25 protein-coding genes are annotated in these 25043 nt (G+C 36.0%); 11 read left to right on the top strand and 14 right to left on the bottom strand.

All coding sequences use genetic code 11. From position 1 onward, the window contains the following. Window positions 1-54 precede the first annotated feature (54 nt). Window positions 55-987 carry a DUF4349 domain-containing protein gene (locus ACNFU2_RS21245; protein WP_306611360.1) on the top strand — a complete coding sequence of 311 codons (933 nt, stop codon included), beginning with the start codon at window positions 55-57 and terminating at the stop codon, window positions 985-987. 280 nt (window positions 988-1267) lie between these two features. On the opposite strand, the gene ACNFU2_RS21240 is transcribed toward ACNFU2_RS21245, so the two are convergent. Together ACNFU2_RS21240 and ACNFU2_RS21235 are read right to left on the bottom strand one after the other, a co-directional pair. After that, window positions 1268-1633, bottom strand: a complete 366-nt coding sequence (locus ACNFU2_RS21240) for a hypothetical protein (RefSeq protein WP_172277375.1) — start codon at window positions 1631-1633, stop codon at window positions 1268-1270. Between the two features lie 25 nt (window positions 1634-1658). Next, complete coding sequence (locus ACNFU2_RS21235) at window positions 1659-2798, bottom strand: acyl-CoA dehydrogenase (RefSeq protein ID WP_172277372.1); 1140 nt, start codon at window positions 2796-2798, stop codon at window positions 1659-1661. Window positions 2799-2943: 145 nt separating this feature from the next. On the opposite strand from ACNFU2_RS21235, the gene ACNFU2_RS21230 reads away from it, so the two are divergent. Together ACNFU2_RS21230 and ACNFU2_RS21225 are read left to right on the top strand one after the other, a co-directional pair. Continuing rightward, window positions 2944-4722, top strand: a complete 1779-nt coding sequence (locus tag ACNFU2_RS21230; protein WP_418123061.1) for an AMP-dependent synthetase/ligase — start codon at window positions 2944-2946, stop codon at window positions 4720-4722. Between the two features lie 244 nt (window positions 4723-4966). Beyond that, complete coding sequence (locus ACNFU2_RS21225) at window positions 4967-5185, top strand: cytochrome C551 (protein ID WP_273647384.1); 219 nt, start codon at window positions 4967-4969, stop codon at window positions 5183-5185. Between the two features lie 165 nt (window positions 5186-5350). Here ACNFU2_RS21225 and ACNFU2_RS21220 read toward each other — a convergent pair whose 3' ends face one another. Then, window positions 5351-6148 (bottom strand): helix-turn-helix domain-containing protein, encoded by a 798-nt coding sequence (locus tag ACNFU2_RS21220; protein WP_418123059.1) that lies wholly within the window; start codon window positions 6146-6148, stop codon window positions 5351-5353. Between the two features lie 166 nt (window positions 6149-6314). Between ACNFU2_RS21220 and ACNFU2_RS21215 the strand changes: the two genes are divergently transcribed. Then, window positions 6315-6527 (top strand): hypothetical protein, encoded by a 213-nt coding sequence (locus tag ACNFU2_RS21215; protein ID WP_172277359.1) that lies wholly within the window; start codon window positions 6315-6317, stop codon window positions 6525-6527. A gap of 169 nt (window positions 6528-6696) precedes the next feature. Beyond that, window positions 6697-7857, top strand: coding sequence for a thioredoxin family protein (locus ACNFU2_RS21210; RefSeq protein ID WP_273647382.1), 1161 nt, complete (start codon window positions 6697-6699; stop codon window positions 7855-7857). 70 nt (window positions 7858-7927) lie between these two features. On the opposite strand, the gene ACNFU2_RS21205 is transcribed toward ACNFU2_RS21210, so the two are convergent. Next, window positions 7928-8950: a 3-oxoacyl-ACP synthase III family protein gene (locus tag ACNFU2_RS21205; protein ID WP_172277353.1), complete on the bottom strand. Its 1023-nt coding sequence runs from the start codon at window positions 8948-8950 to the stop codon at window positions 7928-7930. A gap of 72 nt (window positions 8951-9022) precedes the next feature. Here ACNFU2_RS21205 and ACNFU2_RS21200 point away from each other — a divergent pair, with 72 nt between their 5' ends. Both ACNFU2_RS21200 and ACNFU2_RS21195 read left to right on the top strand, forming a co-directional pair. Then, on the top strand, window positions 9023-9922 hold the full coding sequence (locus tag ACNFU2_RS21200; RefSeq protein ID WP_172277350.1) for a CorA family divalent cation transporter: 900 nt from the start codon (window positions 9023-9025) through the stop codon (window positions 9920-9922). 277 nt (window positions 9923-10199) lie between these two features. Continuing rightward, window positions 10200-11786, top strand: a complete 1587-nt coding sequence (locus ACNFU2_RS21195) for a patatin-like phospholipase family protein (RefSeq protein WP_273647381.1) — start codon at window positions 10200-10202, stop codon at window positions 11784-11786. Between the two features lie 157 nt (window positions 11787-11943). On the opposite strand, the gene ACNFU2_RS21190 is transcribed toward ACNFU2_RS21195, so the two are convergent. Beyond that, on the bottom strand, window positions 11944-12474 hold the full coding sequence (locus ACNFU2_RS21190) for an NAD(P)H-dependent oxidoreductase (RefSeq protein WP_306611352.1): 531 nt from the start codon (window positions 12472-12474) through the stop codon (window positions 11944-11946). A gap of 92 nt (window positions 12475-12566) precedes the next feature. Between ACNFU2_RS21190 and ACNFU2_RS21185 the strand changes: the two genes are divergently transcribed. Then, on the top strand, window positions 12567-12941 hold the full coding sequence (locus ACNFU2_RS21185) for a winged helix-turn-helix transcriptional regulator (protein WP_273647379.1): 375 nt from the start codon (window positions 12567-12569) through the stop codon (window positions 12939-12941). 91 nt (window positions 12942-13032) lie between these two features. On the opposite strand, the gene ACNFU2_RS21180 is transcribed toward ACNFU2_RS21185, so the two are convergent. The 4 genes from ACNFU2_RS21180 to ACNFU2_RS21165 form a co-directional block, all read right to left on the bottom strand. Next, the gene (locus ACNFU2_RS21180; RefSeq protein ID WP_172277335.1) at window positions 13033-13584 is read right to left on the bottom strand and encodes a DNA-3-methyladenine glycosylase I; all 552 of its coding nucleotides are present in this window, start codon (window positions 13582-13584) and stop codon (window positions 13033-13035) included. Continuing rightward, window positions 13584-13901 carry a MazG-like protein gene (locus ACNFU2_RS21175; RefSeq protein ID WP_273647378.1) on the bottom strand — a complete coding sequence of 106 codons (318 nt, stop codon included), beginning with the start codon at window positions 13899-13901 and terminating at the stop codon, window positions 13584-13586. Before ACNFU2_RS21175 ends, ACNFU2_RS21180 begins: the two co-directional genes overlap by 1 nt. Beyond that, on the bottom strand, window positions 13901-14821 hold the full coding sequence (locus ACNFU2_RS21170) for a helix-turn-helix domain-containing protein (protein WP_273647377.1): 921 nt from the start codon (window positions 14819-14821) through the stop codon (window positions 13901-13903). The genes ACNFU2_RS21175 and ACNFU2_RS21170 overlap by 1 nt, the downstream gene beginning before the upstream one ends. Before the next feature lie 269 nt (window positions 14822-15090). After that, window positions 15091-15927, bottom strand: a complete 837-nt coding sequence (locus tag ACNFU2_RS21165; protein ID WP_273647376.1) for an SDR family oxidoreductase — start codon at window positions 15925-15927, stop codon at window positions 15091-15093. A 187-nt stretch (window positions 15928-16114) separates the two neighbouring features. Between ACNFU2_RS21165 and ACNFU2_RS21160 the strand changes: the two genes are divergently transcribed. From ACNFU2_RS21160 to ACNFU2_RS21150, 3 genes are read left to right on the top strand one after another with little or no spacing between them, the layout of a single operon-like run. Continuing rightward, window positions 16115-17029 carry an alpha/beta fold hydrolase gene (locus tag ACNFU2_RS21160; protein WP_273647375.1) on the top strand — a complete coding sequence of 305 codons (915 nt, stop codon included), beginning with the start codon at window positions 16115-16117 and terminating at the stop codon, window positions 17027-17029. A 39-nt stretch (window positions 17030-17068) separates the two neighbouring features. Next, window positions 17069-17473, top strand: coding sequence for a hypothetical protein (locus ACNFU2_RS21155; RefSeq protein ID WP_273647374.1), 405 nt, complete (start codon window positions 17069-17071; stop codon window positions 17471-17473). A 29-nt stretch (window positions 17474-17502) separates the two neighbouring features. Then, the gene (locus ACNFU2_RS21150) at window positions 17503-18516 is read left to right on the top strand and encodes a TQO small subunit DoxD (RefSeq protein WP_273647373.1); all 1014 of its coding nucleotides are present in this window, start codon (window positions 17503-17505) and stop codon (window positions 18514-18516) included. A 54-nt stretch (window positions 18517-18570) separates the two neighbouring features. Here ACNFU2_RS21150 and ACNFU2_RS21145 read toward each other — a convergent pair whose 3' ends face one another. From ACNFU2_RS21145 to ACNFU2_RS21125, 5 genes are all read right to left on the bottom strand, one after another. Then, complete coding sequence (locus ACNFU2_RS21145; protein ID WP_172277314.1) at window positions 18571-20148, bottom strand: DHA2 family efflux MFS transporter permease subunit; 1578 nt, start codon at window positions 20146-20148, stop codon at window positions 18571-18573. 163 nt (window positions 20149-20311) lie between these two features. Beyond that, complete coding sequence (locus tag ACNFU2_RS21140) at window positions 20312-21424, bottom strand: HlyD family secretion protein (RefSeq protein WP_273647372.1); 1113 nt, start codon at window positions 21422-21424, stop codon at window positions 20312-20314. Between the two features lie 15 nt (window positions 21425-21439). Beyond that, a complete protein-coding gene (locus tag ACNFU2_RS21135; RefSeq protein WP_418123050.1) occupies window positions 21440-22756 on the bottom strand; it encodes a TolC family protein in 1317 nt (438 codons plus the stop codon). After that, window positions 22740-23366: a TetR/AcrR family transcriptional regulator gene (locus ACNFU2_RS21130; RefSeq protein ID WP_273647371.1), complete on the bottom strand. Its 627-nt coding sequence runs from the start codon at window positions 23364-23366 to the stop codon at window positions 22740-22742. Before ACNFU2_RS21130 ends, ACNFU2_RS21135 begins: the two co-directional genes overlap by 17 nt. Window positions 23367-23784: 418 nt before the next feature. Further along, window positions 23785-24903, bottom strand: coding sequence for an ATP-binding protein (locus ACNFU2_RS21125; protein WP_306611342.1), 1119 nt, complete (start codon window positions 24901-24903; stop codon window positions 23785-23787). Window positions 24904-25043 lie beyond the last annotated feature (140 nt).

The following is a 25043-nucleotide window of genomic DNA, read 5'->3' as shown; positions in this document are numbered from 1 at the left end:
CAAGCGAAGCTTTGATCACCCAGCTAATTTTACCTCATCAAAAAAATTAATCTTATGAAAAAGTATATCTTACTTATTGCTTTATCCACCTCCTTTATAGCATGTAAAAAAAGTGAAGCAACGCAATCTCAGCTGAAAGAAGCTGTACAATCTGTTGACAGTTCTGTTGTTGCCGCATCAGAAGGCATCAATAAGATGGCCAACACGGCAGATGCTGTATTTGATTCTGCCAATGTAAAAATCAAAGAATTTGATCAAGCTCAAAGCAACCTCAAAGAAACTATTGAAGCGACCTCAAAAAGCGTAGACTCCCTTTCGCAGCAGATTACTTCCACCCGGCTTGAATCAAAAAAAGAAAAGAAAGATTCTACGGAAAAAAAAGCTGAAAAAATGGTGATCAATGTTCCTTCTCCAAAGATCATTAGAGAAACCCGGGTTGTTTATAAAGATAAAAACAACAAGGCAAATGAAGAAGCAAATATTTCTAAAAACAAAATGATAAAAACGGGTACCCTGGAATTAAAAGTTGAAAACGCCGAAACAGCCAAAGACCTTGTAAGCGAGCAAATAAGAAAATATGATGGTTTTATAAGAAGTGAAAGTATTTCTTCGGGTAATGATGATAAGAAAACGGCTTATCTGCGAGTAAAGGTTCCCATCCAGAAATTTGAATATCTTATGGCTGATCTCAGTAGTATCGGCTCTGTTGAAAAAAAAGAAACAGAAGTTTCCGGGCAGAATTATCTGGAAAATACTATGTGTGATCTGGAAATTACTTTGTACGGAACAACATCATGGTATGCGGAAGATAAAGAACCTGAAACTTTTGGTAATCGCTCGATCGCTGCCATCTCTTCAGGATGGGATGTTATCACAGGAATTTTTTTATTTTTCCTGCCTTTCTGGCCTGTATTCCTTATCGGAGGGATCGGATATTATTTTTACAAAAGAAAAAACAAAAATATTCCCAAAAGCCCTTCTCATTAAGTACAAAATCACCTTCAGACCTGGGGGTGTTTTATTTTTAATTTTTTTTTAATGCCCGGAAGGTCATAAAGAAAATATTCTTTACTAACTTTATGATACAGAGTTAAAAAACGAACACCTGGCAGTATAGACCAATTTCCAAAGTCCGGTCAGGTGATTATTAAATAAAATCTTACTTTATTCAATGCTTATATAAAGAAGATCATATAAAAGAAACAATATTATATCTTAATATTTTGTGGTGCGTGTATATGAAAGGCTCTCGATCGAGAGCCTTTCATTATTTCATATTCACTACTTTATCTACAACATACCTGGTATTTCCTCTCCATGGTAAGGCTCCTTTATATTCTTTATAATGAAGATCAAAGCTTTTACCACTGTTGGTTTCAAGTTGTTTAAAAACTTCAGGATCGTTTACAGAAAACTCAAACTCGTAGCTTGTTATACTTCCTGTTTTTCCCCGGCCGAAGCCTTCCTGAATCAATTTACCTTCATACGTCTTAAAAACATATCCTTTCTTAATCGCGTAATTCAGATAACCTGATTTTACTCCTTCTCCGAAAACGAAGAAGTATTTATACCATACAAATACTCCTAAAAGAAGTACAATGACTCCGAGAGTAATCCACCAAGTTTTTTTCATAAATAGTTGTGTTTGTTTGTTTTTTTTATTTTGAAATACTTCTTGAAATCACAATTTTCTGGATTTCAGAAGTTCCTTCATAGATCTGGGTGATCTTAGCATCACGCATAAATCTTTCCACGTGATATTCTTTCACGTATCCATAGCCACCATGGATCTGTACTGCTTCAATAGAAGTATCCATTGCTACCTGGGAAGCATATAACTTTGCCATCGCTCCACTTTCAGAGATATCTTTTCCTGCATCTTTTTCAGTTGCAGCCTTAAAGCAAAGCATTCTGGCAGCTGTAATTTGCGTAGCCATGTCTGCTAATTTGAAGGCAATAGCCTGGTGGTTGATAATTTCAGTTTTAAACGCTTTTCTCGTTTTAGCATATTTCAAAGCCAGCTCATAAGCTCCGGAAGCAATTCCTAAAGCCTGAGAAGCAATCCCGATTCTTCCTCCATTTAGTACAGCCATAGCAAAATTGAATCCAAATCCATCTTCTCCGATTCTGTTCTCTTTTGGTACTTTTACGTTATTAAAGATCAAAGAGTGTGTATCACTTCCTCTGATTCCCAATTTATCTTCTTTCGGTCCGATTTCAAAACCTTCCCATCCTCTTTCCACGATAAACGCATTGATTCCCTTATGCTTTTTCTCAGGGTCAGTTTGTGCAATAACGATGTAATAAGTAGCCGTACCTCCGTTGGTAATCCAGTTCTTGATTCCGTTCAAAAGGTAATAATCTCCCTTATCCTCTGCAGTGGTCTTTTGTGATGTCGCATCAGATCCTGCTTCAGGCTCAGATAAAGCAAATGCACCAATTACCTGTCCACTTGCCAAAGGGGTAAGATATTTTTGTTTTTGTTCCTCAGAAGCAAATTTTTCCAAACCTGCACAAACTAATGAATTGTTTACAGACATTACAACCGCTGCAGATGCATCTACTTTTGCGATCTCCTCCATTGCCAAAACGTAAGAAACACTATCCATTCCTGCTCCACCGTACTTCGGATCTACCATCATCCCTAAAAGCCCCATTTCACCCATCTTCTTTACCTGCTCAGTCGGGAATTTCTGATCGCGATCTCTTTCAATAACCCCTGGTAATAGTTCGTTTTGTGCAAAATCTCTTGCTGCCTGCTGTATCATCAGCTGTTCTTCGGATAAATTAAAGTCCATAAAAATTAATAATTAGATGGTCGTAAATTTACACTTTTTAAGCAAATCTGAAAAAATAATTACTATTATAAAATTCCAGTGAGGTTTATGCTATTTTCACAAAAATGCTTATATTTAGATTTCCTTAAAAATTACATAAAAAATTATGACGATCAAAAGATTATTCGATATACCTCACTATGCTTTGGAGAAATTTCCTAAAACGGACATGTTCGTTACAAAGTATCAGGGTGAATGGAAAAAAACATCTACACAGGAATTTATCAATCAGGGAAACAAAATATCCAGGGGACTTTTAAAGCTTGGAATAAAACCCGGAGATAAGATTGCACTCATTACCACCAATACCCGTACGGAATGGGCGGTGATGGATTTGGGACTCTCCCAGATCGGTGTTGTTTCAGTCCCTGTATATCCAAGCATATCCCATGAAGATTACGAATTCATCTTTAATAATGCCGAAATACAATATTGCTTTGTTTCTGATAAAGAATTGCTTGCTAAAGTAATGAAGGTGAAGCATAACATTCCTTCTTTACAAGGGGTTTTCACATTTGATATGATCAGTGGTGCTCCAAACTGGCGTGAAATTTTGGATCTGGGTGAAGATGATTCTACACAAATTGAAGTGGAAGATCTTTCGAATGCCATTAATTCTGAAGACTTGGCCACCATTATTTATACTTCAGGAACTACAGGAAGGCCTAAAGGAGTAATGCTTACCCACCATAATATCGTTTCCAATGTTCTGGGTTCTGTTCCAAGGATTCCCAAGAAAAGAAGCCTTGACTATAAAGAAACAAGAGTGTTAAGCTTTTTGCCGATCTGTCATATTTTTGAAAGAATGCTTTTCTACCTGTTCCAATACAATGGGTTCTCCGTTTATTTCGCTGAAAGCATTGATAAAATGGGAGAAAATGTAAAGGAGGTAAAACCTCATTATATGAGTGTTGTTCCGCGATTGGTAGAAAAAGTATATGATAAGATTTACAACACCGGATCTTCAGCAGGAGGATTAAAATCAAAAATCTTTTTCTGGGCCCTGAACCTGATCTCAAAAAAGAAAGAAGTTTCAAAGCCTTCCGGTCTTTTGGAACTTATTGCTGATAAACTTGTATTTTCAAAATGGAGAGAAGGTCTGGGAGGTGAAATCATCACTTTGGTTTCAGGTTCTGCAGCACTTTCCACAAGATTAAACCTGATGTTTCAGAATGCCGGGATTCCTATTCTGGAAGGATATGGATTAACGGAAACATCGCCCGTGATCTCCGTAAATAGTTTTGATAAGATGAAAATCGGAACCGTAGGACTTCCATTGGATAATTTACATGTAAAAATCCAGGAAGACGGTGAAATAACAGTAAAAGGTCCTTCTGTTTTTAAAGGTTATTTTAAAAATGAAGAAATGACAAAAGAAGTTTTTACTGAAGACGGATATTTTAAAACCGGAGATATCGGAAATATTGATGCTGACGGCTTTCTACAAATCACCGATCGTAAGAAAGAAATGTTCAAAACATCCGGAGGTAAATATATTCCACCACAGATTATAGAAAACCTGGCAAAAGCTTCTAAATTCATAGAACAGATTATGGTAGTCGGTGACGGCGAGAAAATGCCATGTGCACTTATTCAGCCAGACTTTGAATTTGCCAAAAGCTGGGCTATGAGAAATAATCTGAATGTAGGCTCTACTCCTCAGGAAATTGCAAAAAGCCCTGAATTAAAAGAAAGAATAGAAAAAGAAATTGATGGCATTAATGAACATCTCGGAAACTGGGAAAAAATTAAAAAGATTGAATTGACTCCTGAAGTATGGAGTATTGAAGGAGGTCTTTTAACGCCTACTCTTAAACTCAAGAGAAAAGCGGTCAAAGAAAAGTTTATTAATTTATACAATAAAATGTATGAGCATCATGAATAAAATAGTAACCGCCCTTACAAGGGCGGTTTTTTATGTTTTATATATCTCTTGTTCATCCTTATAAAGTCACATAAAATTTCATCATTATAAATATTTTAAATACAATTCTTAAATTTTATTATTCAAATAAACGCAATAAAGTTTTAATTAACATAATTTTCATTTTTTTATTGTTTTTTAATAATACGACCACCCCGTTAGGAACAATTATTGAACTGTCTGTTATACACCAAAACAGAATATTATGAAAAAGTTGATATTGCTAACCCTGGGTTTAGGGATATTTGCAGTGAGTTGCGGAACCAAGGAGCCCCAAATGTCATCAGGAACTACAGATTCTACAGCAGTAGATAAAACTGTGAAAACAGCCCCTTCTACTACTGATACAGTCAAAACAAAGACATTACCTCCTGATAGTATCAAAATGAAAATGGATACCGTAAAAGCTCCCGCAACCCGATAATAAATTTTTAACCTAAATATGGAAAATCCGCAGCTGAAACGCTACGGATTTTTTTATGGAGTACAGATTTTGATTCTGGTGCTAATTTTAGTTTTCGTGATTAGTGGTATTGCTTTCAAAAGTACACATTCCTCTCTATGAAAAATTGTAAAATTGTAAACCTGGCTAAAGAAACAACCATTTTACTTTTCCTTCGGAATATACCTTGTCAAAAAATTTTTTAGGGGTAAAACCTGTAAGCGCCTTAAAATCTTTTATCAGGTGGGATTGATCATAAAACAGGTGATCATAGCTTAGTTCGGTAAGAGTTTTCTTCCCGACATGCTCCAGGAGAGTTTCTCTGAACCGTTGAATTTTCCTGAAATCGGACGGACTTTTACATAAATAAAGATCGAAAAGCTTATTAATCGTCTGCCTTGTTGTTTTATATTCGCAGGCATGAGCTTCTATAGACTTATCCAGGTCCATCAGTACATCACCCACCAATTCATTAAGGAATGCATGATTGAAACCTATATACCTGGACATCCAAAAATCTTCAATCATTTCTACTCTTTTTTCAGGATCCTGTTCTTCTAAAATCGGAATCATTGAGGCTTCAAAATCATCATAAGGGAAAAACATTTTGGAAAAGTCCTTGGTATATTCTTTCAATGGGCGTTCTAAAAAAGCATTTAATCCCAATGGCTTAAAGTAAAAGGTTATTTCATTTAAGCAGCCTTGTATTAATACTTTTATAGGCCTTTTATAATGGCATATTAAGTCTGATGAAAATCCGCCGTTATTTTTTTCAATGACCCGTATCTCATTATTTTCAAACTGCAGCTCTACATTCCGGGATATTGATACAATACTGTAGTTATTAGGAAAAGTGAGATACTCTATATCCTCTGAATACCGGCTTTTATTCAGGAAATAATAACCTTCCAGAAAATTAGCCAGCGTGGGATTCTTAGGTTTCATCAATTGCAGTTCCATCTCTTTTTCTTATAATGCTTTGATATCCAATAGATCTCAAAAATAACTGAAAAATTACATTATATCGTATTTTTATAATGAATATTAGCTTATATACTATTAATACTAATATTTTTCTATATTTGATCAACAAACATTAAAAGAAATTACTATGAAAAAATTATGGATCGGAGCAGTTTTAGGGTTATTTATTATGAGCAGCTGCGCCCAGAATAAAGAAAAGCGGGAAGAATTTAAAGATGAGCATGATAAAAATGCCATGAGAAATACAATGGGAGATTCTGCAGTTGCCAACTCTGACACGGCTCAAACCAACCCATCGGACAGTTTAAAAACGAAAACAGATTCTACAAAAGCAAAATAATAAAATAATCCGCAGAATTTCTGCGGATTTATTTTTACATAGAAGAAGAATACCATCAACTGGTGTTAAAAATTTATCATTAAAATAGATAATACCGTAACAATTTTCACTGTAGTACGACTTATGCATTGACATATTTATTACATTTGCAATCAATAAAAAAGTATTTATGAAAAAGTTAACGATACTCTCTTCAATCTTCGTGGGTGTATTTGCTTTTGCACAAGGTATCAAATTTGAGGATACCAGCTTCGCAAGCGTTGTTGCTAAAGCAAAAAAAGAAAACAAGCTGATCTTTATCGATGCCTATGCATCATGGTGTGGACCATGCAAACTGATGGCAAAAAACATTTTCCCATTGAAAAATGTTGGAGATTACTATAATTCTCATTTTATCAATGCCAAAATTGACATGGAAAAAGGGGAAGGAATTGACCTTGCCAAAAAATATAATGTAAAAGCTTTCCCTACCTACTTGTTCATTAATGCAAACGGTGAAGAAGTACACAGAACGTTAGGATACGTAGAAGAAAATGATTTCGTTCAGTTTGCTAAAGATGCGGAAGACCCGAATAAAAGACTGACTGCATTAAAGCAAAAATTCGAAAACGGAGAAAAAGATCCTGAATTCTTAAAGAATCTTGCCGGACTTACCATTTATAATGACTCGGAATTTGCGGGTAAAGTCCTGGATCGTTATTTCCAGGGAAAATCCAGTCTGAATCAGGAAGATGTTCAGATATTACTTGCCGGAATTCAAAGTACAGAAAGTCCTTTGTACAAAATTTTTAAAGATAAAAAAGCGGACATTGTGAAGGTCCTTCCTGGTGAAAAATACGATATGGTTGATAAGAATATTAAGATGAATACCATCGTTAAAAAGTCTTATAATGCCGACACCAAAACATGGAATGACAGTTACTTTTTAGCCGAAACCCAGAAGTTTCTAAGCAAAGAAGAATCTGAAAAAATCTTAAAAAGAGCAAAATCCAGCAGAGCATTGAAAAATAAGGACATTGCCACTTATGAGGCATTAACTTTAGATTTATACAAAGATTATTCGGCTGCCTCTTCTGAAGAACTGAATTCTATTGCATGGAACTTTTTTGAAAATGTAACCACAAAATCATCTCTTGAAAAAGCAATCCTTTGGGCTCAGGAATCGGTAAAGAAAAATGAAAGCTATGCAAATACAGATACCTTAGCGAACCTTTACAATAAGGTTGGGGATAAAAAGAATGCTAAAATCTGGGCTGAAAAGTCTGTAGCACTGGCTAAGAGTAGCGGTGAAGATGCTTCGGATACTGAAAAATTATTGAAGAGCCTTTAAACAACTTCTATATATAAATAAGAACCGCAGTGTAACTGCGGTTCTTATTTATATATATCCAATCAAGATATTAATATTCAAACAATACACTTCCCCAGGTAAATCCACTTCCGAAAGCGGAAAGAAGTACCAGGTCTCCTCTTTTGATTTTACCTTCTTCAATCGCTTCGCTTAAAGCAATCGGAATAGAAGCTGCCGTTGTATTCCCATATTTCTGGATATTGTTGTAGATTTTTTCATCCGGTAATCCGAACTTCTGCTGTACAAATTGGGCAATTCTCAGATTCGCCTGATGGGGAATAAACATATCGAGATCTTCAACTGTTTTTCCTGCTTTATTTAATGCTTCCACCATCGTTTCAGGAAATCTTGTTACCGCATGTTTGAATACGAAGTTTCCATTCATAATAGGATATACTTCTTTATTGGTAACATTTTCGGGCTCCTTTCTCATGCGATCACTCCAGCCGTATTTTGAACCCGGGAACTGGGTACATAATTCGTCTGCATATTTACCTTCAGAATGCATATTAAAGGATAAAACATCTCCCGCATTCTCGTCCTCAGTTGCAGAAAGGATAACAGCTCCTGCCCCATCCCCGAAAATCACGGAAACTCCTCTTCCTTCATCAGAAAAATCCAAACCAAAGGAATGTACCTCAGCGCCTACGACTAAAATATTTTTATAGGCTCCGGTTTTAATAAAAGCATTAGCTACACTCATCGCGTAAACAAATCCTGAACATTGATTCCTTACATCCAATGCTCCGATGGTATCGCATCCCAGCATATCCTGAAGCAATACCCCACATCCTGGAAAATAATAATCGGGAGAAAGCGTGGCAAAAACAATATAATCGATATCCTTAGCGGTTAATCCTGCTTTTTCAAGAGCTTTTTCAGACGCTTTGAATGCCAGGTAGGCTGTCGTCTCCTGTGAATCGTTTCTGTTTTTCCTGTGTCTTCTTTCTTTGATACCTGTCCTCTCCGTGATCCATTCATCATTGGTAGTCATTAATTTAGCTAAATCATCATTCGTTACAACATTATCCGGAACATAAAATCCGATTCCTTTTATTGTACTTTTAATCATATAGTTTTTTAATTTTGGCAAAGATAAACTTATTTGACCCATAGTATTTCAAAATATTAGTATTTTTACTTTATGCCAATCGATACGATATACAGAGATTCCCACTGCGAATGGGTGGATGTAGAAGCTCCAACCCCAGAAGATTTACAGTTTCTTCATGAAAGATATGAGATTAATAATCTCCTTCTGGAAGACACCCTTGATCCTAATCACCTTCCGAAATATGAAGAGGATGGGAATGTAAAGTTCTTCCTGCTGCGGGAAAGTACAGAACTGGAAAGGAAAAATCTGAATACGATAAGTGATATCAGCACCAAAATTGGAATTTTTCTTCTGGAAAATACGATCATTACAGTTCACAGGATGAAAACCAGAAGTATCACCGAAACAAAAAAACAACTTTCTTCCAGCACCACAGATTCGTCACCGGAAAATATCGCCTTGATGATCGCCCTATTGATCATGAAAAGCTTTGATGATGAGTCAATCAGCTTACTGGAAACCATGGATAATATAGAAAATGAAATTTTCTTAAAGAATACCAATCATACGACCCAGATCCGAAGGCTTTATAAACTGAAAAGAAAATCAGGTTTGAATTCCAGGGTCCTTATTATTTCTACAGATGCCGTTGATAAGTTTAAACTTCTGAATCTTCAGGATTCCGAATTTGTAGACCTGAAAGATAAGCACAAAGACGTTGTTGCCGATTTTGATCACCTGAACATCCAGATCACCAACCTTATTTCTATGTTCCTGGCATTATCGGATCAAAAAGCCAACCAGGTGATGAAGGTATTGGCAATTTATTCTGTTTACTTCTTACCGATTACTTTTATAGCGGGAGTCTACGGAATGAACTTTGATAATATGCCGGAACTGCATCATAAGCATGGTTATTATTTCACTTTGGGATTAATGGCTTTAATTGTCATTGTTACTTTTATTTATGCGAGGAGAAAACAGTGGTGATGGATCGGTCTTCAAGATATGGAGTTTTTTAAGGGAAGGATTAGATTTGCTTACCAAACATAATTATAAAATTTGCAATTTTTCTTAAGAGCTAAGTTTTTTTTAATCCCACAGGTCACTCAGTTTAGCACCGATGCTTATTGAATATTTAACTCTGAAAATGGGGTGAAATTTGGATATCTTTTGGTATTTTTATCTTCAATAAAACCACTGAGCTTTAAAGCGACTATACAAAAGCTGCAGTTTTTTATTTTAAATCTAAAAACACCAAACCACCATGAACCCGGATCTTCTTAATAAAATTCTCGGTGATAATGTTCTTTCAAAAGAGTCTAAAGACAAACTTATGGCTCTGCATGAAAATATTTCCACCAAAGAGTTCTCGGATCTACTGGACGCTGAAGGCCATCAATATGTCGAATTTGTACAGGAAGGCGGTGGTGTTTGGGGAAGTGCACTGGTAGGTTATCTCTATGGTCTTGAAATATTCGGTGTCCGTTTTCTGAAAGTGGCAGGTACAAGTGCCGGGGCTATCAATACAATGTTAATTGCGGCTTATAAAACAAAAGAAGAAGCTAAAAGTGAAGTAATCAAAGAAATTTTATTCAACTGGAATTTTGCAGATTTTATGGATGGTAAACCTTATGTAAGGACTACTATCCATGCAATGCTTAATAACAAAAACTTCCTGAAGATAAATACGATTATTGCCATTATTATTTTACTCATCCTTGTGATTACCCCATTTGCGGTATCCTCTGAAACGGTATGGAGGGCTAAGCTTATTTTCCTTATTCCCATTATTCCTTTGATTCTGATATTTTTCTGCCTGAAAAAGTTTTATAATGATTTCCGTAAGCAAAACAGCGGTCTTAATCCCGGAAACACATTTTTAAATACCATGAAAGATGCTCTGGATAGTTTCGGTGTGAAAACGGTCGCTGACCTTAATCAGAAATTTTCTGCCAGGGAGGGTGCACTCAATCTTAATTACCGTTACGGCAATAATCAGGAATACTACACCATAGCACTAAGAAGTATAGAAGAAATAAAAAATGCTAATCTGGAACATATAGACGAAACGCAGTATAAAATATTTTATGACAGTGCCGTCAGCAATGATCATTATAAAAATAACCCCTTCTATCAGTTAAGATCAGAATACGTTGTCGTTACAACAGATATTAACGCTAAAATAAAGGTGGAACTGCCTACGATGGCCAATTTATACTGGTCAGAAGAAGAACTCAAACACAGCAGTCCGGCTGAATTTGTGCGTGCTTCCATGTCTGTTCCTTTCTTTTTTGAACCTTTTCAAAAGAGGATTAATAAGGATGATGATTCTGTAAAATACGCATGGAGGTTCTGGATGAATACAAAACCGCAAGATATTTATCCTGTGGGTGTTTTCATAGATGGGGGAAGCATTTCCAATTTCCCTATTGATCTTTTTCATGCCAATGATGTATTCTATCCGAGAATGCCTCTGTTTGGTGTACAGCTTACGAGTAAGTCCGAAGGGGATGCCGATAAGGGGAAAACCAGCGAGCAGATCTTAAAAACCCCTTTTTCATATGCAGGAAATATCATTGAAACCCTGAAAGGCTTTAATGATAAATCATTCCTCACCAAACATACTTTTTATCGTTTGTATAGCATACAAACCGTAGATTGTGGAACCAGCAGCTGGCTTAATTTCTTTATGAAAAGGGAAGAAAAGGAACAACTTTTCAATGCGGGTTTTTCAGCCGCACTGGATTTCCTCAATGGATTCGACTGGAAAAAATACAAAAAGGAAAGAATGATGATATCGATGAAGGAGAAAAAAATACTGAAGGAAGAAGATACGAAGACGGTGGGTTAAAGAATTTCTAATATCTATAAAATAAAATACTTATGAATCCGTTTGTCTATGATTTTTACAATGGAATTACGATAAAAGAAATTCTAAAAAATAATAAAATTTAAACCTAGTTGGAAAAAGCCGGATCATCAATCATTTAAATGATCCAGCTTTTTTATTATAATTTATCAATAAACTTCAGATATTCCGGGACACTTTTCTCTATCCATTCCTGTGAAGTATTAATTTCCAAGTTGTAATAGGTAAAAAGATCTTTATAATCTGCTTTTATATATTCAAAAGTGAGTTCAAAAGGTCTGGTCAATTCTTTCATTGTATATTTATATTTACCGGAAGCAGAATAATCTTCTTCTTCCACGCCGGCTGTAATAGCCAAAGCAATCTTCTTCCCTCCTACTTTAAATCCGCTTTTGCTTCCGTATGCCCATCCATAAGTTAAAACTTCATCAAACCATTTTTTTAAAAGCGGCGGACTGCTGAACCAATAAAAGGGAAACTGAAAAACTATTTTATCATAACTTTCAATCAATTCCTGTTCTCTCTTAACATCAATTATACCATCAGGATATTCCTTATACAGATCATGAACGGTATATTTTTCAGGATACTGAGAGAGCTCTTCCACCCATCTTTTATTGATCAGCGAATCTTTCATTACAGGATGGGTAACAATTACCAATGTTTTCATTTTAATGCAATTTATAGTTACAAAAATAATCCTATCCACTTACATTTCGTACATTAGCAACCTAATGTATGGTACTATAAAAAAAGTAAGTAATGAGCAAAATAAAGGAAACATCAACAAATTTTGAGAATAAAAAACTCTTATCCGATGAATGTTCTGAGGTTTATGCTTCCAACATTATCGGTGGACAATGGTCACTGGCTATATGCAGCTGGTTGATTAATGGTAAACTGAGATTTGGGGAATTAAGGAAACTTTTACCCAATATTACAGAACGTATGCTTACCTTACAACTCAGGAAGCTGGAAGAAAATAAGATCATTACAAGAACCGTTTTTGCGGAAGTCCCACCTCGTGTTGAGTATGAACTTACAGCAATAGGTTATAAGCTAAAGCCTATCATTAAAGAACTTGAGCAATGGGGAACGGAGCATAAGGAAATTGTAAGTTCGGATAGACTAAATTGATCCGAAGTTTCTGCCTATACTAAAGACGGGTATTCGTAGAGTTTTCTGTTATTATCAGAAAATAAAATATTGATTTTACAGGCTTCCTGATTTAACCTTTTTGCCACATGGGATTATGTTTCAGAATGGTTTTGTATACAGAGCAGTTTTCTGTATGGGCACCACCCAGATAACCAATACTCATCAGGAATTCATTGACGATTTCTCCACCTGTGAATTTAAATGTTTTTTTAAAAAGCTTCATCCATTCCTGTAAAGTTTTGGGATGATGATGTTCCAGCCATTTTTCAAATGATCCGAATTCTTTTTGCAGCTCAATGATTGTTTTGGCATTTTCAATGGCAGCGTTCACCTTAAGTTTATTTCTAATGATGCCGCTATCATTTAATAACCTTTCACGATCTTTTTCACTATATGCGGCTACTTTCTGAATATTAAACTGATCATAGGCATTTCTGAAGCTTTCTTCTTTTTTCAGAATGGTTTCCCAGCTTAATCCTGCCTGATTAATTTCCATTACCAAGCGCCCAAATAATTCATTATCATCATGAATAGGGAATCCATAATGATAGTCATGATATTTTTGGTGTAATGCCTTTCTGCTTTCAGGCTGCATCTTTTCTATGGCTGAACAATAACTCATTAAAATATATTTTCTGTTTTGGTTAAAAATTTCTCTAAAGCATTTTTGATATCAATACCTGTCCGATCTGCTAAGATAATCAACCACCAGATATTTTCCGCTAGTTTATGTTCCAATTCTGCAGAGGCATCTTTTTTAATCCATGTTTTCTCATGTGACATAATATCCCGTCCGACAATGCCGGCATCGGTAAGGTAGGCAAGTGCATCCTGTTCCAGGGTCCATTCACTACCGTTCTGCTGCTTTTCAAGACGGTGGTATTTCTCTCTGATGTCAAGAGCCCTTTCTATAATCTTATCTAAATTATTCTGATCCATTATTCTGATTTTTGAAGGGATTGTCTGTATTGATTAGGTGTCTGTCTTGTCTTATTTTTGAACAGTTTACTGAATGACTGCGGATGCTCGAACCCCAATTGATAAGCTGTTTCGGAAACTGACAATTGAGCTTCGGACAAATATTCTTTAGCCTTTTCAATAAGCTTTTCGTGAATATGTTGCTGTGCGTTCTGCCCTGTATGGTGTCTGAGCATATCACTCAGGTATCTTGGTGTAAGATTTAGCTGTGATGCAATATATTCTACTGTTGGCAGTCCTTTTATACCTTTTTCCCGATCAAAATAATCATCAAGTAAAGCCTCCATCCTTGAAAGAAGGTCATTATTTACCGCCTTTCGTGTAATGAACTGGCGATTATAAAAGCGATTGCTGTAGGTAAGCAGCAACTCAATCTGCGAAATAATAACATCCTGGCTAAACTGATCTATCCTTTCATTTAATTCATTCTTAATGCTTTCAAAAACATCGAGAATTGCTTTCTTTTCATTTTCGGAAAGATACAATGCTTCCGAAGTTGCGTAAGAAAAGAAACCGTAATTTTTAATTTTTTTCATTAAAGAATATGGTCTTATAAAATCCGGATGAATATGCAGGGACATGCCACTATAACTCCTTTCCTCCTGTTCCATAATAAGAACCTGCCCCGGAGAAACAAAAGAAAGGCCTCCTTCCTCAAAGTCATAATATCCCTGGCCATAACGGATTTTACCGTTGAAATTGGTTTTAAATGAGATTTTGTAAAAATCCGATTTTGTCCCCTGTTCAAAGGTTTTCGGATCGAAGCACGTTTCATCATAATTGATAATTGTGATAAGAGGATGTTTGGGTGCAGAAAGTCCCATCGCTTCATGTAAAGCTGACAGAGATCGGAAATGAACGGGTGACTGATTCGTTTTCATAGTACAAAGATAAGGTGGGTTTGTGACAACTGTTAGTCAGTAGGAATGTGAAATTTGATGAATTGATAATTGATAATTGATAGTTGATAGTTGATAGTTGATAGTTGATAGTTGATAGTTGATAGTTGAAGGTAGTAAATTATAGGTTGTGAAAATAAAGATTTTGCATATTTAACATTACAGCTATTTACTCTAACTTATTTAATTGCAATTCATTAGTAAAGCCCGCAACATCTAACATCTAATATCTAACATCTAATATCTAACATCTAAGTTCTAACCTCTAATTTCTTCTCTTCCCCAAACAAAAAGCCGGATTTTATTTTCTGAACATGATTTTCCACTCCGATGGAATTCCGGTCATTGTAAAGGGCATTAGCATCTTTGCCGGCAACATACCTCAGCTGATCTTTACCATCAGTTGCCGCTTCATAAATAACGTGGGCAATATCTTCCGGTTTTGAGTAATTGGATACCTGATCCGGACTATAGCCTTCCTGTACTTTTTCTGTCAATTGGCGATACGCGCTATGCTGGGCTCCATCTAATGAACGGCCAGCAAAATCCGTTTGTATTCCTCCCGGAGCCACTACTTTAACCTGAACCCCGAATTGAGCCAGCTCGTAACCCATACTTTCTGAGAAACCGTCTACTGCAAATTTTGTCGCACTATAAATAGAGCATGTAGGAAAACCCATTAAACCGAAACTGGATGTGATATTAATCAATACCCCTTCTTTTCTTTCTCTGAAGTAAGGAGTAAAAGTCTTTGTAATCCGGATTACTCCCATGAGATTGGTTTCAATCTGTTTTTTAATCTGTTCATCTGTAAAGGCTTCTAAAGGGCCTACCAAACCATATCCGGCATTATTCACAACCACATGAATCTCCGTTTCGGAAAGAACCTTTGCAATCGTTGATTCCAGCTGTTCTTTATCGGTAACGTCCAGTCCGATAACGGAAACATTTTCTAATGCTGTGAGTTCAGTTTCATTTTCGGGGTTTCTCATGGTCGCAATGACATTCCATCCCTGGCTTTGAAATAGCTGAGCTGTTGCTTTCCCTAATCCAGATGAAGCTCCTGTGATAAAAATTGTTTTTTGCATTGTTCTGATTTTATGATACAAAGGTCTTTAGAAATTAAAAATTAAAAGTAGCCATATTGAGTATCGTTGTAGCTATTTTGACGAATTACAGAATTTTTTATCATAAATTAAATGACAGGAAAATGTAATACTTCTTTATTACTAATTATTTTATCTTTACCCATCTTCTTATATTTATATCCGAATTATGAAACAGGTTATTTCAGTTCTTTTCCTCTTATTTGTATGCTCATTGAATGCACAGGCAATTTACTCCAGGGATTACGGAAACAAGGAAAATCCACCTGTTATTTTTATTCATGGCGGACCCAGCGGAAATGCTACATTATTTGAAGGAACTACAGCTGAGGCATTAGCTAATAAAGGGTTTTATGTAATTGTTTATGACAGACGTGGTGAAGGACGATCGAAAGATGACCAGGCAACAATGACTTTTAAAGAAAGTTTTGATGATTTGCTCAATATTTACAAACTGTATGGTCTGAATAAAGCAAATATTCTGGGACATAGTTTTGGGGGGATCATAGCGACTTTATTTACGAATCAATATCCTCAAAAAGTAAGCTCATTAACGCTTGCAGGTGCTTTGTTTTCGCAACAGGAAACTTATGATCATATCCTGAAAGAAGCTAGAGAAAAATTTAAGGATGATCCATCAAAATTAAAGCAGATTACAGACATTCAAGGTTTACCGAAAAACTCCGCAGAATACAGAAAAAGCTGCTATAATATTGCGGGTGATATGAATTTCTTTTCCATGCCCAATCCAACACCCAAAAGCCGGCAGCTCAGAAATGAATACGAAGCAGGTGATTTTTATAAAAAGAATTACAGAAACCCTGATTCACCTCTGAAATTCTATAAAAATGAAAGCCGGAATAATCTTAATAATATCAGTGTTTTAAAAAATATAAAAAAGAAGGATGTCCCTATCTTTGCGGTCTATGGAAAGAATGATGCTATATTTTCTGAAAAGCAGATCAATGATCTTCAAACAATAGTAGGAAAAGAGAACTTCGATCTTATTGACAACTGCTCTCACTATTTATTTGTAGACCAGCAGGATGAGTTTTTAAAATTTATGGTTGAGCATCTGCATTAAATTCTTTCATTCCATTATAAAAACTTAGTTTTGCAGATCATGCAGGACTACAAAATACATACGAGAACCTACAAAACAATCATTATCATGCTTGTTTTGATGTTTTCATTATCTCCCTGTTCTGTAAAAAGGGACCTGTTAGGTATTTTCGATATCCAATATATCAGCCCTTTAAATAAGGTAAGAGTTACTTCCAATCCCGCTTTCAGCTGTGATAGTTTGATTACGAACTCATCACAGAAAACACTTATTTCATCAATACAATCCAAATCGGTAAAAGGCTTTTTATTTTATTTGCATACTTGCTTACATCCTTTAAAAGAAGGTAAACAAATTTGCAATACCTATTCCGGAACAACTTCAGGAAATAGCCCACCAAGGTATATTTTATTTCAACAATTAAAATTGGATATAGCACAGGAGATTACCTCCGGTCATTTTTAATTTTAATTATTCAGTAAAATATACATTCAATGAAAAATACAACTTGCCAGCTTAAAGATCATGCTGGTTTATATACATTATCTATCCGTATGGTCATCGGATGGACTTACTTTTCAGCTTTTTGGCGGCGTCTGGTCCTGGAAAATAAACTGGATCCCGAAGTAAAAGGATATATCGGCGAAAAATTCAATCATTTCCTGCCCAATGCTTTGGGGATCAAACCAGCTATAGAATACCTTGTTACTCATCCCGATGCATTGCACACCTCTATGGTAGTTTTTACCATCATAGAAGCGATTGTAGGACTAGCGGTCATTTTTGGATTGTTTACCCGTCTCATGAGCATTGGAATTTTTGGACTGGCTTTAGGAATTCTTCTGGGATCAGGCTGGCTGGGAACAACATGTCTGGACGAATGGCAAATCGGTGTTCTGGGAATTGCGGGTGGGTTCACATTATTTCTTACAGGCAGTGGTCCTTTTTCTCTGGATGATTACTTTTTAAAGAAGAAGAAGATCAGTTTCACTTCTAAAAAATGGTTCCCATGGCTCGCCTCAGGTCATCTCCCTATCCGGAATCCCAGATATTTTGTGCTTACAGGTTCTGTTTTTATTATGGGACTTACCCTCTTTACCAATCAATATTTTCATGGAGGAGTCTGGGGAACTTTGCACAATAAATCAGTTCAACCCAAAGTTGAGATTTCAAATCTTTCCCTTAACCGTAATACCATTCATTTTGAGGTATACAGAACCGAGGGTGCTGACGTCTACGGTTCGTTTCTGATCGGTATTCATATTTTAGATAAAGATGGGATAATTTTAAAAGCATTGACCCAGAAAGAACTTTCGGAACTGCAATCGGAAAATATTCAGAATCATTATGTAGCCAGGGTAAAGCCAGGGAAACACAGTCTGATCATTCCGCTTGGAGCCAAGGCAGATCTCAAATTCAATATTGAAGATATCTCAGACAAAAGAAATATGATCCATCGCGTAAAGCTGATTGACATCAGCGGAGCTGAATGGTTTGCTGATCTTTAAACTTTTCAGCATAAAAAAATACCTCCGGATTCCGGAGGTATTTTTAATTTAAATTTAGTGCATGGCTTCACTCAAATCTATTTTTTCTTTACTTTTTCGCTCTTTCACGAAGAGGATAAATGGTATACAAATCAGGAAGGCTACCCCTAAATAAAGGAAAACATCCATATAAGACAGTACCGTTGCCTGTTTTGTTACTGAAAGATCAAGCATTTTATAGGCCGCATTCAATGCAGCATCAGGAGTCATCCCTTTGGAGATAAAACTTGCTTTCAGTGTTGCTAAACGCTGCTGAACCTCAAAACTATCACTATCGAGATGGGTAATAAGATTCACCCTGTACTTCTGACTTGCATTGGCAATAAAGGTTGTAATGGCAGCAATACCAAAAGAACCACCCAACTGTCTCATCATCCCCGTAAAAGCTGCACCCTGTCCAATTTCCTGACCTTTCAATGTACTTAGCGACAAGGAAGTAATCGGTATGAACAAGAGTCCTAATCCGGCTCCTCTTACAATCAACATCCAGAAAAAGGCTTCTTTACTGGTGTCTGGTGTAAGGATCTTATATCCCCAGAAACTATAAACAAAGAAAATGAACAATCCTAAGGAAACCAGAATCTGCTGCTTAGCTCCTTTAGAAAGCAATCTCCCGATGATAGGCATCATGAAGGCAGTAGTTAATGCTGCAGGGATCATCAATGCACCCGATTGCAGGGCAGTCCAGCCTAAGATACTTTGAGTGTATAAAGGGACAATAAATGTAGACCCATACAGCCCAAATCCTAATACAAAAGACATCGCCGTTCCGATCCTTAAATTACTGTTCTTCAGAACCCTTAATTCAACAATAGGAAATTTAAAGGTAAGCTCCCTCCAGAGAAACAGTATAAATCCTAATACAGCGGTTACGGTAAAGGTAACGATCATTCCGCTTGCAAACCAGTCTTCTTCATGACCTCTTTCCAGGATAAACTGTAAAGAACCCACAGTAACGGCTAACAGGGCAATTCCAAGCCAGTCGACATCAGAAGCTTTTCTCTTCTCGGCATATTTGGGACTTTTTACAAATTGTAAAGTCATCAGAGTTGCTGCAATACCAATTGGAATATTGATATAGAAAATATAAGGCCAGCTAAAGTTATCTACAATATATCCTCCTAACGGTGGTCCCAAAGTTGGACCAATGATTACCCCTAAACCATAAATCGCCTGAGCCATACTTCTTTTTTCAACAGGATATGATTCCGTGATAATGGTCTGTGAGGTTACCAATAATGCGCCTCCACCAATACCCTGGCATAATCTGAAGAATACCAGTTCCCAGATATTGGTTGCATTTCCACATAAAAATGAAAATATGGTAAAGATGATAATAGAGGCTGCAAAATAATTCCGACGTCCGAACTGCTGTGACAGCCAGCTCGTCATTGGTACGATAATTACGTTACCTATAGCATAAGCCGTAATTACCCAACCCACTTCAGAAAGTGTAGATCCCAGGTTACCTTTCATTTCATTGAGGGCAACGTTTACAATCGTGGAATCCACAATTTCAAGCAGAGCACAAAGAATAGCTGTGATCGTAATGATCACTCTCCGGGCTCCATATTCTACTAATGAATCTTGCATAGTTAATTTTGTGTGATGTACAATTGTATGAATGTGAAATGATTGATTTAAGGATTGAGAAATTTAAAGATTAAAGATTTCTCAATTGAAAACAAACCCGTTATTATGTTTGCGTAATCTATCTAAATCATAAAAACATTCTACATCAATACATTTTACATATTTATTTTAGCGAAACTTCAGCTTTCACATTCATTCCTGTTCTCAGTTTTTTAGCGATATTCGGATCCAGTTTTACAAAATCAATTTTTACAGGAAGTCTTTGTACCACTTTTACGAAGTTACCACTTGCATTATCCGGAGGCAGGATAGAGAATGTAGCACCGGTTGCAGGTGAGAAAGAGCTTACAACCCCTTCAAATTCCTGATCAGGGAAAGCATCAATTTCTATTTTCACTTTTTGTCCCTCAACCATTTTGTCAACCTGAGTTTCTTTAAAGTTCGCAACCACCCATTTCTGGTCATTTTTCACTACACTGAATAACTGCGCACCTGCTTGAAGATATTGTCCAACCTGAATCGGAACTTTTCCTACATATCCGTCTTCAGAAGCCAAAATAATCGTGTAAGACAAGTTTAATCTTGCATTTTCCACATCTACCTGTCTTTGTTGTGCCACTGAATTGGCTACACTTATCTGTTGAGAACTAGCTGCAGTCTGAGAAGAAGCAATACCTGTCTGCTGAGCGATCTGATTTCTCTGCTCCACTAAAACCTGCAACTGCTTATCTGCGGATTGTTTTGCAGCAAGCGCCTGCTCATATTGTTGTTCTGTAATGGAATGATCCTTTACAAGATTAGCATATCTTTTCAGGTCAGAAGAAGTTTTCCAGACATTTACTTTTGCAGCTTCGATCTGGGCATTTGCTGTTGCTACAGCAGCTTCAGAGCTTCCGATGTTTTTAGAAGTAGCTGTTGTAGTAGCCTGAGCAGTTGAAATATTACTTTTTGCTGTTGCCAATGCTGCTTCGGCTTGCTCTAATGCCATTTTCTGGTCTCTGCTATCTAAAATAACCAGAGTATCTCCTTTTTTTACAAACTGATTATCTTTTACTTTTATCTCTTTTACATATCCTGATACTTTAGAAATTACAGGACTCATATTGGATGCAATCTGGGCGTCATCCGTTTCTTCATGCACCTGTCCGTAAGAATAAGTTCTATATCCATAAATTCCACCTCCGATTAACACAACCGCTAAAATGATAGGGAAAACTAAACTTTTCTTCTTTTTTGGTTCTAAGTTCTCTGCTTGTTCTGTTTTATTATTTTCCATTGTGGTATTATTCTTTTATTTAATTGTTAAAGTTCCTGTAGTTTGTAATAGTTTTCTGTAAGCTAATGCGGCATCTGCTTTTGCATTGATCACTCCTACATTGGCTGAGATCTGAGCAGCATCTGCATCCAGGAGTTCGGTCATGGTGGCTAAACCATTATCGAACTTATTTTTAGTAATTCTATAGTTTTCATTAGCCTGAATAGCAGATTTTTCAAATACAGCAATCCTTTGCTTAGAATAGTTTGTATTTTGATATTCTCTGTTTACATCAAGCTTTATATTGTCATTTAAAAGTTCATTGCTTGCTTCCAGTTGTTTTTCTCTCGCCTTGGATTGTCTCAAAGATGAATTCTTCTTCCAAATATTAGCCAGATTATACTGTATCCCTATGCCTACGTTTACTGCATTGTAAACCGTTAAAAAGTTGGGTGCATCTGCTGCAATATACCCTCCTGTTAATGCAATGGTAGGTAAGTTTTCAGCTTTTGCAGCTCTACTTCCCAACTCTGCAGCCCTTCTTTGCTGGCTTAAGGCTTGTAGATCTTTACGATTTTGCTGAGCCTCATTCAGATAGTAATCCACAGGCTTAGCATCCTCAGCTTCATCTATATAATTGGGATCCACTTCAATAATTGTTGTTTCAGGAATTCCTAGTAACAGGTCCATATTGATGTTTGCAATATTGTAGTTATTTTTGGCTTCCAATAGCTGCAATTCAATATCTGAGGTTTGAAGATTTGCTTTTAAACGGTCATTTCTTGCGATCAATCCGTTATTTTCCATTTTAAGAAAAGTCTCATCTCTTTGATTGGAAGCTGTAAGGTTTTCTTCTAAAACCTTGATCGATTGGTTGGCCTTAAACAAATTATTGTAAGCCTGGGCAACATTGTAAGCGATGGAAGTTTTATCATTTTCCGTGCTTAGTTTGGATGCCTCCACCAGATATTTTGCAGACTCAATTCCATATTTTATTCTTCCTCCAGCATAAATAGGCATAGATAAATTAGCCTGACCTAAAAATACAGACTTCGGTGAGGCTACTCCACCACCTGATCCGGATTCGTTCAGAAATTTTACATCTACTTTAGCATTCGTTAAACGCATGTACTGCCCCGAAAGCTTAAAATCCGGCAGCTGTTTATTTTTTGCTTCTAAAAGGTCGGCTGTCGCTTCTTCTATTTTAGCGGCATCGATCTTTAGATTCTTGCTGTTTTGGATACCTAACCTCACAGCTTCATCAAGGCTGAGTTGTTTTTTCTCCTGAGCATTTATGTTAGCAATTCCTATAAATAGTGAAAGTGCAATAACGGAATTATTTATTTTCTTCATAACCCAAAAGGTCTTTTAGTAAATATTTTATATGTTTATTAAGTTCTGTGTAGTATTTTTCATCGAAAGCTTCTTCGTCCTCCTTATTATTCAGGAATTCTTTATACATTTCTTTAGCATTGGAAGCGTAAAATAACGTCCCGCTAACTGTAGTATGTAACAAATAAATAAGGGGGTTCTTGGTAAAAATGCCTTTTTCCAAACCACTCTTTAAAATCTGTGAGTACATGGAAAGAAAGCCCATTTTTGTTTGCTTCAGGAATTCTACAATTTGTGGGTTCTCCGCATGGAGCTGCTCACGCTGCATAATCCGGTAAAAGCATCTGTTATTTCTTACCTTTCCTGAAAACACGTCCACTATCTTTTCTATTTTCTCCCATTCATTAATATCTGTTCTCTCTAGAATATCTTTTGAAAAAAACTGGCTTTCATTCATTCTGTATTCTACCAATTTCTCGTAAAGTTTTTCTTTTGAGCCAAAATAATAAGAGATCATAGAAATATTTACATTCGCTGCCTTTGAGATTTCCCTTGTAGAAGTCCCGTCAAAACCTTTTTCAGCAAAAAGCTTTTCTGCAGCAAATAATATATTTTCTTCTTTTGAAATCATGTCACTGCTAATTTTTCAGGCTGCAAATTTACACAAGTTTTGTAAAGAATCAAACGATTGATTGATTTTTTAATGTATTTTTAATTTTACTTAATATAACTTACTGTAAACTAATACATTTTGATTAAATAAAAATACTAATTATTATAAATAAATTCATAATTAATTAACTATTTAAATATTTGATTTAATTTTTTCAGGTAAAAATTGTCAAAAATACAGCATTGGCCGAAGAAAGAATCTTCAAAAAATGATGTAAATAATTGGAATTATTTAAAATTGAAATCTGCCTTCCTTCTTTTATCATAATTATTTGTTTGCTTTTATTCTAATAAAAGTATCTAAGAAACACTTTACCATTCCTTTTTCAAAACAAAAAAGTCCGGATTATACCGGACTCATATCTTATTTTAAAATTTTATGTTGTTTTATGAATATATCTGGATAGCTTTATTCCGAGGTCTGTCCATATGATTTTAGGATTCCCGTTTCTTGTTAAATGCAGATCGGCAGTACTTACTTCTTCAAGAATATTTTCAATATTGGCACCACTGATAAATTTAGAAAATCCAGCCCAGTTAAAACCATTGGCATTGATCTTTTTATACACCAGATCCTCAGATTGATAGTTTTGCAGTAAAGCTAATCTGAATATTTCAGAACAATAATTCAGAAAGTTTTTCTGCTTCTCACGATTCCACCCGGCTATCTCTCTTGCCCAAAGGATGATATTTTTAAGAAATTCCGGCCTCTTTTTTACCTGGAATGCATCCCGAACCCATTGGATGAAAAGTCGTTCGAACTCTTCATTTTTATTCCCCGATTTTAAAAGTTTTACAGCGTCATTCAGATTTCCCTGAGCTTCATGAACAATTTCCCTGGACTGCTCATCAGATACTGAAAAGTTGTTCCGAAGATAGGTTGCAATATCCGTATCGTTAAGTCTGGGAACTTCTACAATCTGTGTTCTGGAAAGTATGGTGGGTAAAATATCGTTTGAATTTTCTGCAGTAAGCAGGATAATGGTTTTAGCAGGTGGCTCTTCCAGGAATTTCAAAAATTTATTGGATGCCGCTACATTCATTTTATCTGCTCTCCATACAATGAGAATTTTTGTTCCGCCTTCAAAACTCTTAAGAGAAAATTTCTGGTTCTGATCATCTATTTCATCAGCTGAAATAAAAAGCTGTTTGTTTTCAGAATCCAGAAAAGCAGTCCAGTCATCATAGCTTGCGTAGGGAAAAGCCAGGATCATTTCGCGAAAATCCTCAAACTTATTTTTACTTAAAGAGTTCTTGTTATCCGTATATACCGGAAAACTAAAGTGCAGGTCCAAATGATTTAGGTGTTCCACTTTTGAAGCGGCATGCTCATTTTCGCCCTGCAGGATTTCTTTTGCATAAGCTAAAGCCAGAGGAAATGTACCATATCCTTCCTTTCCAATGAAAAGCTGGGCGTGGCTTACTCTGTTTTCTGCAATGCTATCTTTAAGAAGTTTTTTCAGATTGTCTTGTCCGGCAATGTTCTCCCAATTCATGCCTCAAAGATAAAAAATCTTCTCTCAATTCAAGGAAATTTAAGATGATCTATTGATTAAAATAATTTTCAAAAACAGAACAATCCGCTTAAGATCTCGTAATTATAGTCTCTGTCAATAATCTTATTTACGTAATTCAT

It is taken from the genome of Chryseobacterium sp. PTM-20240506 (genome assembly GCF_048296755.1).
Lineage (GTDB): Bacteria > Bacteroidota > Bacteroidia > Flavobacteriales > Weeksellaceae > Chryseobacterium > Chryseobacterium proteolyticum.
The sequence above is the reverse complement of the archived record's forward strand: the minus strand, read 5'-3'. Positions and strand labels throughout refer to the sequence as shown.

Bases quoted from the DNA above. Each gene is read 5' to 3' on its own strand.
- ACNFU2_RS21150 (WP_273647373.1), top strand. From the start codon at position 17,503: ATGAAAAATACAACTTGCCAGCTTAAAGATCATGCTGGTTTATATACA.
- ACNFU2_RS21240 (WP_172277375.1), bottom strand. From the start codon at position 1,633: ATGAAAAAAACTTGGTGGATTACTCTCGGAGTCATTGTACTTCTTTTA.
- ACNFU2_RS21215 (WP_172277359.1), top strand. From the start codon at position 6,315: ATGAAAAAATTATGGATCGGAGCAGTTTTAGGGTTATTTATTATGAGC.
- ACNFU2_RS21130 (WP_273647371.1), bottom strand. From the start codon at position 23,366: ATGATTTCAAAAGAAGAAAATATATTATTTGCTGCAGAAAAGCTTTTT.
- ACNFU2_RS21170 (WP_273647377.1), bottom strand. From the start codon at position 14,821: ATGAAAACGAATCAGTCACCCGTTCATTTCCGATCTCTGTCAGCTTTA.
- ACNFU2_RS21205 (WP_172277353.1), bottom strand. From the start codon at position 8,950: ATGATTAAAAGTACAATAAAAGGAATCGGATTTTATGTTCCGGATAAT.
- ACNFU2_RS21225 (WP_273647384.1), top strand. From the start codon at position 4,967: ATGAAAAAGTTGATATTGCTAACCCTGGGTTTAGGGATATTTGCAGTG.
- ACNFU2_RS21125 (WP_306611342.1), bottom strand. From the start codon at position 24,903: ATGAATTGGGAGAACATTGCCGGACAAGACAATCTGAAAAAACTTCTT.
- ACNFU2_RS21155 (WP_273647374.1), top strand. From the start codon at position 17,069: ATGCAGGACTACAAAATACATACGAGAACCTACAAAACAATCATTATC.
- ACNFU2_RS21220 (WP_418123059.1), bottom strand. From the start codon at position 6,148: ATGAAACCTAAGAATCCCACGCTGGCTAATTTTCTGGAAGGTTATTAT.
- ACNFU2_RS21235 (WP_172277372.1), bottom strand. From the start codon at position 2,798: ATGGACTTTAATTTATCCGAAGAACAGCTGATGATACAGCAGGCAGCA.
- ACNFU2_RS21195 (WP_273647381.1), top strand. From the start codon at position 10,200: ATGAACCCGGATCTTCTTAATAAAATTCTCGGTGATAATGTTCTTTCA.
- ACNFU2_RS21175 (WP_273647378.1), bottom strand. From the start codon at position 13,901: ATGGATCAGAATAATTTAGATAAGATTATAGAAAGGGCTCTTGACATC.
- ACNFU2_RS21210 (WP_273647382.1), top strand. From the start codon at position 6,697: ATGAAAAAGTTAACGATACTCTCTTCAATCTTCGTGGGTGTATTTGCT.
- ACNFU2_RS21190 (WP_306611352.1), bottom strand. From the start codon at position 12,474: ATGAAAACATTGGTAATTGTTACCCATCCTGTAATGAAAGATTCGCTG.
- ACNFU2_RS21245 (WP_306611360.1), top strand. From the start codon at position 55: ATGAAAAAGTATATCTTACTTATTGCTTTATCCACCTCCTTTATAGCA.
- ACNFU2_RS21165 (WP_273647376.1), bottom strand. From the start codon at position 15,927: ATGCAAAAAACAATTTTTATCACAGGAGCTTCATCTGGATTAGGGAAA.
- ACNFU2_RS21160 (WP_273647375.1), top strand. From the start codon at position 16,115: ATGAAACAGGTTATTTCAGTTCTTTTCCTCTTATTTGTATGCTCATTG.
- ACNFU2_RS21230 (WP_418123061.1), top strand. From the start codon at position 2,944: ATGACGATCAAAAGATTATTCGATATACCTCACTATGCTTTGGAGAAA.
- ACNFU2_RS21145 (WP_172277314.1), bottom strand. From the start codon at position 20,148: ATGCAAGATTCATTAGTAGAATATGGAGCCCGGAGAGTGATCATTACG.
- ACNFU2_RS21135 (WP_418123050.1), bottom strand. From the start codon at position 22,756: ATGAAGAAAATAAATAATTCCGTTATTGCACTTTCACTATTTATAGGA.
- ACNFU2_RS21140 (WP_273647372.1), bottom strand. From the start codon at position 21,424: ATGGAAAATAATAAAACAGAACAAGCAGAGAACTTAGAACCAAAAAAG.
- ACNFU2_RS21185 (WP_273647379.1), top strand. From the start codon at position 12,567: ATGAGCAAAATAAAGGAAACATCAACAAATTTTGAGAATAAAAAACTC.
- ACNFU2_RS21180 (WP_172277335.1), bottom strand. From the start codon at position 13,584: ATGAGTTATTGTTCAGCCATAGAAAAGATGCAGCCTGAAAGCAGAAAG.
- ACNFU2_RS21200 (WP_172277350.1), top strand. From the start codon at position 9,023: ATGCCAATCGATACGATATACAGAGATTCCCACTGCGAATGGGTGGAT.